Genomic DNA, 12552 nt, shown 5'->3' with positions numbered 1-12552 from the left:
CCCGGTGGTCACCCCAGGCCGAAGGCCTTGAGCGCCTCGCGGTTGAACGCCTCCAGGTCGTCGGGCGTGCGGCTGGTGACGAGCGTCCAGCCGTTCATCACGCACACTTGGACCTCCAGGTCCTCCCACGAGCCGCCCGCGTTGCGGATGTCGGTGGCCAGGCTCGGGAACGAGGTCAGCATCTTGCCGCGCACGACGTCGGCCTCCACCAGCAGCCACGGGGCGTGGCAGATGGCCGCGATCGGCTTGCCCGCCGCGACGTGCTCCTGCACGATCCGGACGGCGTCGGCGTCCAGCCGGACCGCGTCGGCGTTGGCGACCCCGCCGGGCAGCACCAGCGCGTCGTAGTCGGTGTCGACGGCCTCCGAGAACGGCACGTCCACCTCGAAGGTGTCCGCGGGCGTCAGGTGGTTGAAGCCCTGGACGGAACCGAGCTTCGGCGCCAACAGCCTCGGCACGCCACCCGCCTTCTCCACGTGCTGCCACGGGTCGGTGAGCTCGACCTGCTCGATGCCCTCTTGGGCCACCAGGAACGCGATCCTCAGTTGTTCAGCCATGTGGACCGGTTACCCGGTCCACCTGGCCTCACACACCCGCGAAGTCGACGAGCAGCGACCGGATCTCCCGGCGGTGCGTGACGAGCGGGGTCCGCGAGGGGAACACCTCGAGCCTGCCGTTCGGGAACGCGACCGCGGTGTCCTTCGCCACCTGCTCGGGGTGCAGCGGGTCGTCGGTCGCGGCCACGACCAGCACCGGAGCCGTCACGGCCGCCAGCACGGACGGGTCGGGCACGGCGGTCTGACCGGGCAGCGCGGCCACGGCGGCGTCGAGGCGCCGGAACGCCAGCGCGCGGGCCTTGAGGTAGTCGCCCGCCTCGCTGCCGTCGGGCAGCTCGACCGCGCTGACCAGGTCTTCCACGGTCTGCGGCTCGCGGGGGCGGTCCAGGGTCGCGGGCAGCAGCAGCGCCACCCGTTCGAACGCGTCGGGGTGGGCCGCGAGCAGCGCCACCAGCGCGCCCGCGCCGAGCGACACCCCGATGGCACGGGTGGCGCCGACCTCGAGCGCGACGGTCCGGACGTCCTCGGCGATGCGGGAGTAGGTCCAGTAGCCGTGGGGCGCGTCGGCCGCGCCGCTGTGCGAGGGGAGGGTGAGGACGACGCGGGTGCCGGGCAGGCCGGAGGCCGGGATGCGCGCCTCACCGGCGGTGGCACCCAGGCCGTGGACGACCAGGGTCGTCGGCTCGCCGCCGCCGTACACCTGCCAGCGCAGTCCGCTGGGCAGCGGGTTCGTCACCAGCGGGGACCGCGCTGGATCTCGATCAGCTTGGGCCGCACGTCGACCACGTAGACCGTCACCGCGACGACACCGGCCAGCCAGAACATGCCGCCGGGGCTGCTGAGCTGGAAGACCATCAGCACGAACGCGCCACCGCCGGTGATGCCGAGCCAGGCGGGCTTGGTCAGCCGCTCGGCGGCCGTGAAGGCGTCGGCCCGCTGCGTGACGGCGTGCGCGAAGGCGTACACGCCCATGACCAACGCGGCCCAGCCCACCGCGTACAGGATCCAGTCATCCAGGTACAGCGGGTTGAACGGAGGCACCCTCGAGAACAACACGGCTCCAGACTACGTGCGTAGCGCAAGCCGGGTAAGCCGGAGCGGGGCGCCCCTTCCGGGACGCCCCGCTCGGGGGAACGGCTCAGCTCACTTGGTGGTGCTGGTCGACTTCCGCGGCGCGCGGGTCGTCGTGGTCGCCGTGGTGGTCGCGGCGGGCTTGCGCGGCGCCGTGCGGTTGGCGGCCTTGCGGGCCGTGCTGCGGACCTCGTGGGCCACCTCGCCGCCGACCTCCTCGACCGCCTCGGCGAGCGACTCGCTGGCGTCGTCGATGGCGACGGCGGCCTTCTCGCCGACCGAACGGGTGCGGCGGGTGACCTTGCCCAGGACGTCGTCCGCGAGCTCGCGGGCGTCCTCGGCGGCGGACTCGGCGCGCTTCTGCGCGGCGGCCACGGTCGCGTCGACCTGGTCGATGGCCTTCTTGACCTGCGGCTGCGCGCGCAGCTTCTCCAGCGTGGCCTCGCCCTGCTCGGCCAGGTAGGTGTACAGGTTCATCGCGGACTGCGTGTAGGCGTCGACGATCTTGCGCAGCTCCGCCGGGTCCAGCTTCTCGCGCAGACCGGTCAGCTCGGAGGGCAGCTCGTCGACCGCGGTCTTCGCGGCCTCGGCGCGCTCGTCGAACGTGGTCTTGGCCTTGTTCAGGGCCTCGATGACGGCCTTGGTGGCCAGGTCACCGGCGCCGAGCGCGGCGAGCAGCGGGGTGCGGGCGGCCGTGGCGGCCTGCTCGCCCGCCTTGCGCAGCTCTTCTTGGGTGGGAAGGTTCGGCATGGAGATCACTCCTCGGGTTCGTTACCGTCCACATCGGACTTCGACTGCTTGGCGGCGTTCTCCCGCCGGAAAGACTCGTAAACGTCGAGCAGCACCTGCTTCTGCCGCTCGGTGAGCTCTGGTGCGACGGCGATCGCGTCGGCCAACGCGCCGCCCTCTCGCTGCTGGAGGATCCCGGCCTCGACGTAGAGCGCCTCGGCCGAGATCCGCAGCCCCTTGGCGATCTGCTGCAGGATCTCCGCGCTGGGTTTGCGCAGGCCCCGCTCGATCTGGCTGAGGTAGGGGTTCGAGACACCGGCCAGCTTCGACAGCTCCCGCAACGAGATCTTCGCGTTGCTGCGCTGCTGCTTGATGTAGTCACCGATGTCCCGGCCGAGGTCGGCGACCGCCTTGTCGATGGACTTGTCCACGTCCCGGTCTCCTTCCGTTCGGCTCGACAACGACGTTACGCGCGGGTGCTAGCAACTGCAAGCGGACTGCTAGCAACTGGGACGTGTGCTCCACCACAGCGTTTTCGGCCCCTCCTCCGGAGATGGCGGCGAGGCCGCCGGGGAGTCGGCGGTTCGGCCCCGACTCGTCAGCGTCGGGGGACTTCGTCGCCCGGCGCCGAGAAATCGTGACCGACCTACCGACGCGGCCTCGCATAGATTGGTCCTGGGAGCCGCCATGCACGAACCGCTCGATCTCCAAGCCGCAGCACTGCGGCACGCGCTGACCGACACCCTGCTGACCGAAGGCGCGCTGCGCGACGCGCGCTGGTCGCAGGCGTTCCGCGACGTCGACCGGCACGCCTTCCTGCCGCGGTTCTTCCGCCAGCTGACCGACGGCACGTGGGGCCCGGTGGACTCCGACGACCCGGACTGGCTGTCGATGGTCTACCGCGACCGCGTCTGCGTGACCCAGCTCGACGGCGACGACGACGCGTGGCGGCGAGCACTCGGCGACGGTGCCGTGCACGGGGTACCCACCTGCTCGTCGAGCATGCCCACGATCATGGCGATCATGCTGGAGGCGCTGGACGTCCGGCGCGGCCAGTCGGTGCTGGAGATCGGCGCGGGCACCGGGTACAACGCGGCCCTGCTCTGCCACGTGCTCGGCGACGAGCACGTGACCACGGTCGACGTGGATCCCGGTGTGCTCGAACGGGCCCGCGGGCACCTGGCCGCGGTGGGGTGCCACCCGACGTGCGCGGTCGGCGACGGCGAGCTGGGGTGGCCCGAACGGGCGCCCTACGACCGGGTGCTGTGCACCTGCGCGGTGTCGCGGGTCCCGACCGCGTGGTTCGCCCAGACGAAACCGGGCGGCGTGGTCGTGACCACGCTCAACCGGTCGATCGGCGCCGGACTGGTGCGGTTCGTGTCCGACGGCCAGGGCCGCGGCGAGGGGCGGGTGCTGGCCGAGGACGGGCGGTTCATGCCGTTGCGGGCGCACGCCCAGAGCTGGGCGAACGACCTGCTGGCGCTTGCCAGGACCGCGCGGTCCGAGGAACGCGCCCGCACGGCGCTGGACCCGACGCTGGTGGTGGACCCGCGCAGCCCGTTCGAGTTCTTCGCGGGCCTGGTGCTGCCGGACGTCGTGGTGGGGCACGGGGAACGCGACCGCGTGCACCTCGCGCACCCGGACGGGTCGTGGGTCCGGGTGCGGCGGCGCGACAAGGGCTCACGGGTCGACCAAGGCGGCCCGCGACGGCTGTGGTGGGAGGTCGAGGAGGGGTACCGGCAGTGGCTGCGGCTGGGCCGCCCGCGACGTGACCGGTTTTCCGTGACCGCGGGCCCGGAGGGGCAGCGGTTCCACCTCGGCGACCTGGACTGGCCGGTCTAGTCGAGCAGCTCCTCGAGGAAGCTGCGCCTGCGCGGAGGCGGGTACCCGTAGCCGTGACCCGGCGGCGGGTAGCCCGGCGCGACGTGGCCCGGCGCGGGGTAGCCGGGTGCCGGGTAGCCGGCGGGCTGGGTGCCGGGCGGCGGCTGGTAGGGCGGCGGCACACCGGCGGGCTGGGTCGAGTGGCCGGGTGGCGCGGTGTGCGCCGGCGGCGGTGGAACCGCTGTGGGGTCGGGGTTCTCGTGCGGCAACGGCAGCGGGATGTGCGCGGGCGGGGGCGCGTCGGCGTAGTGCTCGCGCTCGGCGGCGACGATCTGCTCCAGCTCGCCGCCGTCGAGGAAGACGCCGCGGCAGCGTTCGCACTGCTCGATGTGGACGCCACCCCGGTTGATGGTCCGCATGAGGTCCTGGCACTTGGGACAGATCACACCTCGAGCCTACGCAGGCACGACACAGATGACACCCGCGTGCCCGTGTCGACACCTGGCGTGACGAGTGGGACATGATGCCGGGGTGTCCAGAATTCGCCAACGAGCCGTGCACACGGGGTGCTTGCTGGCCGCGCTCCTCGCCGTGGTCGGCCTGTTCATCACCAACGCCGGCGTCGACCCCCACCTCTGGCTGGGCGGGTTGGCGGTCGCGTTCCTGGTCTTCCTCGCCGTGCTCGACCCGTGGCTGCACCGCCGCCGGGCGGCGGGACTGGCGACCGAGCAGCACCTCGACGCCGCGTCGAAGGCGCTGGCGACGGCGTTGCACCTGCAGTGGACCGAGGAGTGCGCGGCCCGCGGGCTCGCCGAGCGGGCGGACCTGCTGGACCTGCACTGGACCGCGACCGAGCTGGACGTGAGCGACCGGCCGGAGGCGCCCGCCGGGCGCAGCGACGCGGTGGTGGGGGCGTTCGAACGCCAGCCGAACCACCGGATGGTGCTGATCGGCGAACCCGGCTCCGGCAAGAGCACGACGGCGATGATGCTCACGATCGGCCTGCTGGACCGGTACCTCGACGGCGCCGTGCCGGTGCTGCTCCCCTTGTCCACCTGGGACCCCGACCGCGAGGACGTGCGGACCTGGATGACGCGCAGGCTCTACGAGGACCACCCGGCGCTGCGCAACACCGAGCTGTACGGGAGCTTCACCGCGGACCTGCTGGTCGAGCAGCGGCGGGTGTTCCCGATCCTGGACGGCCTCGACGAGATCCCGGCGGCGCGGCGGCCGGACGCGCTGGAGCGGATCTTCCGGGCGTTCCCGCCGAAGTCGCCGCTGGTGCTGACGAGCCGGATCGACGAGTTCATCGACGTCGTGTCGCGGGTCGGGCCGGTGCCGAAGGCGGACGTGCTGGAGCTGCACCCGTTGGACCACGAGGAGATCACCGCCTACCTGCGCGCGGGCGCCGACCCCGTGATGGCCGCCGGGTGGGAGCCGATCTTCCTGCACCTGCGCACCGAGCCGGACAGCACGCTGGCCGAGGTGCTGTCGATCCCGCTGATGGTGTGGCTGGCCAGCACCGTCTACGGGCTGGGCGGCAACACCGAGCCGTCCGAGCTGCTGGACCGGACCCGGTTCCCGGACCAGAAGTCGATCCAGGACCACCTGGCCGACAGCCTCGTCGACCGGATGTTCGGCAACATCGAGGCGGCCTACCAGAAGCGCGCGAGCCAGGCGTGGCCGCGGGACAAGGCCCGCAAGTGGCTGGCGTTCCTGGCGCACCAGATGCGCGAGCACGGTTTCCGCGAGCTGGCGTGGTGGGAGCTGCGGCGGTCGGTCGGCAACGCGTGGCTCGCGCTGCTCGGCGCGCTGGTGGTCGGCTCGATCGGCGGGTTCGGCGTCGGCTGGCTGATGGCCTACGCGAGCACCCCGAAGCTCGCGCCGGTCACCGGGCTCGTCGCGGGTGGTGTGGTCGCCACCGCGGCGCTGACCGCCTCGAGCCGGACGTTCCGCGAACGGACCGCCCGGCCGAGGCTCGGGGTGTGGCGCAGCCTGCTGGTGACCAGCGCGGTCATCGGCACCGCGACCGGGCTCGCGTTCGGCGCCCTGTACGGGGTGTCCGCGGGACTGGTCGTCGGGCTCGGCCTGGCGGTGGCGACCGCGCTGCGGTTCTCGACGGCCAGCTCCGCCGAGCTGACCCAGCCGTCCAGTCCGCAGTGGACGATGGCGCGCGACCGGATCGCGGTGTGGACCGGGTCCCTGGTGCTGGGCGTCGTCTTCGGCGCCGCGGCCGCCATGGTGTTCGGCGTGAACCGGACGGGCATGGTCGGCCTCGGCCTGTCCTCCGGGCTGCTGCTGGGTTTCGCCCTGTCCGTGCTGCACCTGCGGTGGTGGTGGTTCACCGTCGCCAGGGTCTGGCTGGCCACCCGGCAGAAGCTGCCGTGGGAGCTGGTCGTGTTCCTCGACGACGCCCGCAAGCTCGGCGTCCTGCGCCAGGCGGGCGCGTGCTACCAGTTCCGCCACGCGCTGGTGCAGGACCGCCTCGCCGAGAAACCCGTGCCCCGCAGGGCGAAGCTCCCCCTGCGCCAGGTGCTCATTCCACGCGCAGCCCCGTCGCGCCAGTAGCCCGGCGCACCGCGGGCAGCGTGCAGAGCGTCACCAGCAGCACCATCACCACCGCACCCGCCGACAGCACGCCCATGCCCGCGTAGTCGAGCACCAGCGGGCGGGCCGACGAGCGCAGGAGCAGCAACCCCAGGCCCGCGCCGGTGACGACGGCCACGACGACCGCGAGCAGCAGCGGCACCGCGTTGCGCCACAACAGGGACCGCACCACCGTGCCGCGCGGCACCCCTCCCGCGGCGAGCACCGCGAGCGGACGCCGTCGGGCCCGCACCTCCTCCAGCGCGAGCACCAGCAGGCTCACCCCCGCCAGCAGCACCGTCACCAGCGTGCCGCCGAGCAGCAACCGCCGGAAGGTCCGGTACTCGGCGGTCGGGTCCCCCGGATCCTGGTCGAACGCCAGACCCGTCGCCTGCCAGCCCAGGTCCCCCAGGGCGGCGCGGGCGTTCCTGGCCGCGGTGGGCACCGCCGGGTCGACCAGCACCCGCAGACCACCGATCTGGGACTCGACGCCCACGCCCCGCACCGCGCCGGGGGTGAGCACCACCGGGTGGTACCCCAGCTGGCCGTCGGGCCGGTCCGCCGCGGTCAGCGCGGGCACGGTCCACTCCGCGCCCGTGCTCATCCTGCCCAGCTGCGTGTAGCGCTGCTGGAGCACGACCTCACCCGGCTCCGGGATGACCGAGTCGTCGGGGGAGCCCCGGAAGACGAAGGCGTCCCCGTCGCGGCAGCTGGTGATCCCGGTGCCGCGCAGGAGGACGTCGCAGGATTCCACGCCCACTTCCACCGGCCGGTCGCCGCCCTTCCTGAGCAGCCCGAACGACCGCTGCCACGACACGGACACGACGCCGTCCACCCCGCGGACCCTGTCGGCGAGCTCGTCGACGCGGGTGACGGCGTCGCCGAGCACCGTGATGTCCACCTGGTTGGTCACCGGGGCGAAGGGGGGCCAGGACTTCACCTCGGTCTCCGTGCCCAGCAGGACGGTCTGCAACGCGATGCCGCCGGCGAGGACGACCGCCACACCGCCGACGACCCTGGCGGCCGAGCCGCTGTCCATCTGGAGGCCGCGCACCGCGAGCTGCCAGGACGGCGGACCACCACGGACCCGGCCGACCGACCGCTCGACCACCCACGGCAGCAGCAGCGGGATCCCCAGCAGCAGCAAGGCGATCCCGCCGAGCAGGAGCGCCCTGCCCTGGCTCCCGTGCCAGTCTGCGAGCGACCGCTCCCTGGTGGCGAGCACGGCCACGCCCACCAGCACCGGCACCACCCGCCACCACAGGCGCCGCGCCGGGGGCTTGGCCCGGCGGGCGACGCCCAGCGGGTCGACCGTCGTGCCGCGCATGGTGGCCAGTGCGGCCAGCACCGACAGCACCGGGACCAGCACCGCGACGAGGGCCACGTACCCGACCGACGGGGTCAGGTCGCTGCTGAAGATCCGCAGCTCGAACAGCTCGACGTGCTCGACGAACGCCCGCACCAGCAGGAAGAAGCCCGCTCCGAGCACCAGCCCGACCACCGAGCTCGCGAGCGCGTCGCCCGTCGCGATCCGGCGGACCTGCCACGGGCCCGCGCCGATCAGCCGCAGCGCGGCCAGCCTGCGCTCGCGTTCCGGACCTCCCAGGCGGGTGCTGACGACCGTGAACAACAGCACCGGGAACAGCAGCACGACGACGCCGAGCGCCAGCAGGAGCAGGTTGGCGGACGTGAGCGACGACAGCGGGACGCCGTTGTACCTGCCGAAGCGGTAGTACGCGGTGTCGGCCATCCGCGGGATCGACGAGTCCCCCGCGATGTAGAGCAGGTGGTTCGGGCCTACCAGCCCGTCCTTCCCGATGGTGCCGACGACCCGTTGCGGGAACAGCCGCCGCAGCAGCTCCCCCTCCGGCGAGGCCATCAGCTCCGCCAGCGCGGGCGACAGGACGATCTCGCCGTCACCGGGGATCCGCTGGAGTCCGGGCGGCACCGGCGCGTTCGGCCCGCCCGCCACGACGTAGCTGCCCATCACCTGGTTGCCGCGGTACTGCTCCGGCCGGTAGACGCGGTAGAGCGGGTCGACGCCGGGGATCGGGTCCTCCCCGGCGCGCACGGCGGAGAGGTCGGCGCGGATCTGCCGTTCGGTCACCACCGTCGGGGCGGAGGCGCCGACCAGCAGCACCGCCACCCCCAGCCCGACCCCGACGCCGGTCAGGACCAGCCGCCGCCACGAGGCGCGCCCGCCGCCGAGCGCGATGCGGACGCCGATCCCCAGGTCGTTGAGCCAGAGCCTCACCCGGCACGCTCGACTTCGCGCGACCGGCCGTCGCGGACGACGACCTCGCGGTCGGCGTACGCGGCCACCCGCGGCTCGTGCGTCACCAGGACCACGGCGGTCCCGCTCGCCCGGACCGCGCCGAGGAACAGGGTCATCACGCGTTCGCCGTTGAGCGAGTCGAGCGCCCCCGTCGGCTCGTCGGCGAAGATCACCTTCGGTGAGGTGACCAGCGCCCGCGCGACCGCGACCCGCTGCCCCTGCCCGCCGGACGTCTCACCGGGCCGCTTGCCCGCCACGTCCGCCACCTCGAGCCGCGCCAACCCCTCGACGGCACGGCTCTCGGCGTCCCTGCGCTTCAGGCCCGCGAGCCGCAGCGGCAGGGCGACGTTCTCCAGGCAGGTCAGCTCCGGCACGAGCTGGCCGAACTGGAACACGAACCCGAACTCGGTGCGCCGCAGCTCGCTGCGCTTGCCGTCGGACAGCGACCCGAGGTCGACGTCCTGGTACCGCACGGTCCCCCGGTCCGGCCGCAGGATGCCCGCCAGGCAGTGCAGCAACGTGGACTTGCCCGACCCGGACGGCCCCATGATCGCGACGATCTCCCCGGCCCCGATCGACAGCCCCGCCCCCACCAGCGCGGGGGTCGGACCGAACGCCTTGTGCAGGTCCTCGGCCACGAGCAGCGTCATCGTCCGATCCTCTCCGCGAGCTGGTCGAGCCGGTCGGCGGTGAGCTCCAGCCAGCGCAGGTCGGCTTCCAGGTGGAACAGCGCGTAGTCGCAGATCAGCTGGTCCGCCAGGTCGCCGTCGGTCTTGCGCCGGGTCAGCACCCGCATCGCGTCCAGGTGCGCGGCCCGCTGGCTGTCCAGCACCCCCGCCGCCGCCCGACCGGACAGCAGCGCCAGCACGACCTTCGTGTACAGCGTGTTCTGCAGGTACGGCTCCGGCTTCTCCGGCGTGGCCAGCCACGTCTCCACGTCCGTGACACCCGCGTCCGTGATCGCGTACCGCTTGCGCTCCGGCCCGGCCCCCGCCTCCACCCCCGCTTCCTGCACCAGTCCGTTGCGCAGCAACCGCGACAACGTCGTGTAGACCTGCCCGTAGTGCAACGGCCGGTCCTGCCCGAACCGGTCGTCGTAGGCCTTCTTCAGGTCGTATCCGTGGCCGGGCCCGCGTTCCAGCAGCCCCAGCAGTGCGTGTCCGAGTGACATGCCAAGAACTATACACAGGAGGTATACACACGGTTCATACCTCGGTCGGCGGTCAGATATCCCGTTGAGATCACCCCCTCGCGGCCGGTTGGCCGGCTACAGTGGTGTGGTGACTGGTCTGGCAGCCGGCTGGGATCACGCGACCTTCGCGCACGGTCGAGCCGGCGATGCGGAACACGATGTGGAACTGCTGCTCGCCTTCCTCAACACCCGAGACCTAGAACTCGGCACCGACGTGTTGGACAGCGCGGCCTCGTGGAGGGCCTGGGTCACCGAACGCGGACTAGGCCCCGTCTCCGACCTCCCCAAACTCCGCACCGCCCGCACCGCCCTCCGCTCCTCACTCGGCGAAGGCACCAAGGCCGTGCCCTTCTCCGGCACCGTCCAGATCGAGCTGAGCCAGGGCATCCCCACCATCGCCACCACCGACGCCCTGCAAGCAGTACTCGCCGCCGCCGCCCGAGTCGCCCTGCTCGGCTCCTGGGACCGCTTCAAGATCTGCCAGGCCGAAACCTGCCAATCCGCCTTCTTCGACCGCTCCCGCAACCGCTCCCGCACCTGGTGCTCCATGCAGATCTGCGGCAACCGCGAAAAAGCCCGCCTATGGCGCGAACGCACCCGCGCCCTAAGCGCCTCCTAACGACAACCACACGAAACAACCCAACCCCCAGACCCACAGCGAGCAGCAGCCACCCCACCCACGACGGGCGCAGCCCGCCAGCGCGCATCCGGCGCGAAGCGCCTGGGGCCTCGTCGGCGCCAGCCGATGCCCTGTCCGCCGCGAAGCACGGATGCCCCGTCCAACGGCGCAGCCGAGGATGCCCGGTCAGGCGCAGCCTGATGCAGTGTCGGGCGCAGCCCGATGTCTGGCGAAGCCAGATCCCCTCCCGCCCCCGATAAACAGCGCCCTCCTGCTCTGCCCTAGTTTGTCAAGACAGCTTCACCGTCTTGACAAACTAGGGCAGAGCATTGAGACAATCGCGCGCCGGGGGCAGGGCTTCGCGCGGGTGGGGACCCCGAAACGAACGCAGGGACGGAGCTTCACACGGGCGGGAACAAGGCCCGGACTCCACACAACCCCAACCCCCTAAACCACCCACTGCCCCACCGCATAAATAACCAACCCCGCCAAAGCCCCCACCACGGTCCCGTTGATCCGAATGAACTGCAGGTCCCTCCCCACCTGCAGCTCGATCTTCCGCGAAGTCTCCTCCGCGTCCCACCTCTCCACCGTGTCCGTGATCAACGTCGTGATCTCCCCCCGGTAGTTCGACACCACGTACCCCGCGGCCCCTTCCAGCCACCCGTCCACCTTCGCCCGCAGCGCGTCGTCGGTCGACATCCGCTCCCCGAACGACAGCAGCCCTTCCCGCACCCTCTTCCTCAACTCCGACGAGGGGTCCTCGGCCGCGTCCAGGAGCATCTTCTTGGCCGTCCCCCAGGCCGACCCGATGAAGTGCTGCACGTCCGGGTGTTCGACGAGCTGCGTCTTCACCAGCTCCGCCCGTTCCATCGTCGCCGGGTCGTGCTGCAGGTCGTGCGAGAACTCGATCATGAACTGGTCCAGCGCCACCCTCATCGGGTGGTTCAGATCCGTCTTCACCGCCCACGCGAAGTTCAGCAGCTCCGTGTAGGCCTTGTCCCCCAGCAGCGTGTCCACGAACTTCGGCGACCACGTGGGCGCCCGCTCCGACACCACCTGCACGACCTTGTCGTGGTTGTCGTTGACCCAGTCGTAGGTCCGGTCGATCACCAGGTCGACGAACTTGTGGTGCGCCCCGTCCGTCAGCACCTGCCCCAGCAGCTTCCCCAGCGGCGGCCCCCACGGCTTGTCCACCAGCCTCCGCACGATCCCCTGGTCGATCACCGCCTGCACGTCCTCGTCGCGCAGCACCGTCACGGCGCCCTTGACGATGTTCGCCACCTCCGAGGTGACCCGCTCGGCGTTCACCGGCTCGGCCAGCCAGGCCCCCACCCGGCGGCTGATGTCCACCCGGCGCAGCTTGTCGCGCACGACGTCCTCGGCGAGGAAGTTCGTGCCCACGAAGTCACCGAGGGCGTCGCCGAAGCTGTCCTTGCGGTTCGGGATGATCGCCGTGTGCGGGATCGGCAGCCCCAGCGGCCTGCGGAACAGGGCCGTCACGGCGAACCAGTCGGCCAGCGCGCCGACCATGCCCGCCTCGGCCGCGGCCCGCACGTAGCCCACCCAGGCGGGCCCGCCCGACTCCTGCGTCAGCGCGATGAGGAAGATCACCGTCGCCGCCGCGAAGAAGCCCGTCGCCACGAGTTTCATCCTGCGCAGGTCCCGGCGATTGACCTGGTCGGCTGCCGTCAGTTGCTCC

Annotated in this window: 13 protein-coding genes; 3 read left to right on the top strand and 10 right to left on the bottom strand. The window is 72.0% G+C overall.

The window, feature by feature from the left end; all coding sequences use genetic code 11:
* Positions 1 to 8: 8 nt before the first annotated feature.
* From CLV43_RS10675 to CLV43_RS10655, 5 genes are all read right to left on the bottom strand, one after another.
* Positions 9 to 557, bottom strand: a complete 549-nt coding sequence (locus CLV43_RS10675) for a type 1 glutamine amidotransferase domain-containing protein (RefSeq protein ID WP_106186957.1) — start codon at positions 555 to 557, stop codon at positions 9 to 11.
* Between the two features lie 28 nt (positions 558 to 585).
* Positions 586 to 1293 carry an alpha/beta fold hydrolase gene (locus CLV43_RS10670; protein WP_245886272.1) on the bottom strand — a complete coding sequence of 236 codons (708 nt, stop codon included), beginning with the start codon at positions 1291 to 1293 and terminating at the stop codon, positions 586 to 588.
* Positions 1290 to 1610, bottom strand: coding sequence for a DUF2516 family protein (locus CLV43_RS10665; protein ID WP_106187525.1), 321 nt, complete (start codon positions 1608 to 1610; stop codon positions 1290 to 1292). The genes CLV43_RS10670 and CLV43_RS10665 overlap by 4 nt, the downstream gene beginning before the upstream one ends.
* A 90-nt stretch (positions 1611 to 1700) precedes the next feature.
* The gene (locus CLV43_RS10660) at positions 1701 to 2378 is read right to left on the bottom strand and encodes a hypothetical protein (protein WP_106187524.1); all 678 of its coding nucleotides are present in this window, start codon (positions 2376 to 2378) and stop codon (positions 1701 to 1703) included.
* A gap of 5 nt (positions 2379 to 2383) precedes the next feature.
* Positions 2384 to 2788, bottom strand: a complete 405-nt coding sequence (locus CLV43_RS10655) for a helix-turn-helix domain-containing protein (protein WP_106186956.1) — start codon at positions 2786 to 2788, stop codon at positions 2384 to 2386.
* 256 nt (positions 2789 to 3044) lie between these two features.
* On the opposite strand from CLV43_RS10655, the gene tgmC reads away from it, so the two are divergent.
* Positions 3045 to 4199, top strand: a complete 1155-nt coding sequence (gene tgmC, locus CLV43_RS10650; protein WP_106186955.1) for an ATP-grasp peptide maturase system methyltransferase — start codon at positions 3045 to 3047, stop codon at positions 4197 to 4199.
* Here the strand turns inward: tgmC and CLV43_RS10645 are convergent.
* A complete protein-coding gene (locus tag CLV43_RS10645; protein WP_106186954.1) occupies positions 4196 to 4624 on the bottom strand; it encodes a TFIIB-type zinc ribbon-containing protein in 429 nt (142 codons plus the stop codon). The genes tgmC and CLV43_RS10645 overlap by 4 nt on opposite strands.
* 85 nt (positions 4625 to 4709) lie before the next feature.
* Between CLV43_RS10645 and CLV43_RS10640 the strand changes: the two genes are divergently transcribed.
* On the top strand, positions 4710 to 6746 hold the full coding sequence (locus CLV43_RS10640; RefSeq protein WP_245886269.1) for an NACHT domain-containing protein: 2037 nt from the start codon (positions 4710 to 4712) through the stop codon (positions 6744 to 6746).
* Here the strand turns inward: CLV43_RS10640 and CLV43_RS10635 are convergent.
* The 3 genes from CLV43_RS10635 to CLV43_RS10625 are packed head-to-tail and all read right to left on the bottom strand — an operon-like array spanning position 6715 to position 10210.
* Positions 6715 to 9018, bottom strand: coding sequence for an ABC transporter permease (locus tag CLV43_RS10635; protein WP_106186952.1), 2304 nt, complete (start codon positions 9016 to 9018; stop codon positions 6715 to 6717). The two genes, CLV43_RS10640 and CLV43_RS10635, sit on opposite strands and share 32 nt — an antisense overlap.
* Positions 9015 to 9689 carry an ABC transporter ATP-binding protein gene (locus CLV43_RS10630; protein WP_106186951.1) on the bottom strand — a complete coding sequence of 225 codons (675 nt, stop codon included), beginning with the start codon at positions 9687 to 9689 and terminating at the stop codon, positions 9015 to 9017. The genes CLV43_RS10635 and CLV43_RS10630 overlap by 4 nt, the downstream gene beginning before the upstream one ends.
* Positions 9686 to 10210, bottom strand: coding sequence for a PadR family transcriptional regulator (locus CLV43_RS10625; RefSeq protein WP_106186950.1), 525 nt, complete (start codon positions 10208 to 10210; stop codon positions 9686 to 9688). Before CLV43_RS10625 ends, CLV43_RS10630 begins: the two co-directional genes overlap by 4 nt.
* A 109-nt stretch (positions 10211 to 10319) precedes the next feature.
* Between CLV43_RS10625 and CLV43_RS10620 the strand changes: the two genes are divergently transcribed.
* Entirely contained in the window at positions 10320 to 10850 is a 531-nt protein-coding gene (locus CLV43_RS10620; protein WP_245886267.1) for a CGNR zinc finger domain-containing protein, read from the top strand.
* 447 nt (positions 10851 to 11297) lie between these two features.
* On the opposite strand, the gene CLV43_RS10615 is transcribed toward CLV43_RS10620, so the two are convergent.
* Positions 11298 to 12503, bottom strand: coding sequence for a DUF445 domain-containing protein (locus tag CLV43_RS10615; RefSeq protein ID WP_106187523.1), 1206 nt, complete (start codon positions 12501 to 12503; stop codon positions 11298 to 11300).
* Positions 12504 to 12552: the final 49 nt, after the last annotated feature.

It is taken from the genome of Umezawaea tangerina (assembly GCF_003002815.1).
Lineage (GTDB): Bacteria > Actinomycetota > Actinomycetes > Mycobacteriales > Pseudonocardiaceae > Umezawaea > Umezawaea tangerina.
Note: the sequence above shows the minus strand (reverse complement) of the source record. Positions and strands in the feature narration are given on the sequence as shown.

Bases quoted from the DNA above. Each gene is read 5' to 3' on its own strand.
- CLV43_RS10675 (WP_106186957.1), bottom strand. From the start codon at position 557: ATGGCTGAACAACTGAGGATCGCGTTCCTGGTGGCCCAAGAGGGCATC.
- CLV43_RS10625 (WP_106186950.1), bottom strand. From the start codon at position 10,210: ATGTCACTCGGACACGCACTGCTGGGGCTGCTGGAACGCGGGCCCGGC.
- CLV43_RS10660 (WP_106187524.1), bottom strand. From the start codon at position 2,378: ATGCCGAACCTTCCCACCCAAGAAGAGCTGCGCAAGGCGGGCGAGCAG.
- tgmC (WP_106186955.1), top strand. From the start codon at position 3,045: ATGCACGAACCGCTCGATCTCCAAGCCGCAGCACTGCGGCACGCGCTG.
- CLV43_RS10630 (WP_106186951.1), bottom strand. From the start codon at position 9,689: ATGACGCTGCTCGTGGCCGAGGACCTGCACAAGGCGTTCGGTCCGACC.
- CLV43_RS10615 (WP_106187523.1), bottom strand. From the start codon at position 12,503: ATGAAACTCGTGGCGACGGGCTTCTTCGCGGCGGCGACGGTGATCTTC.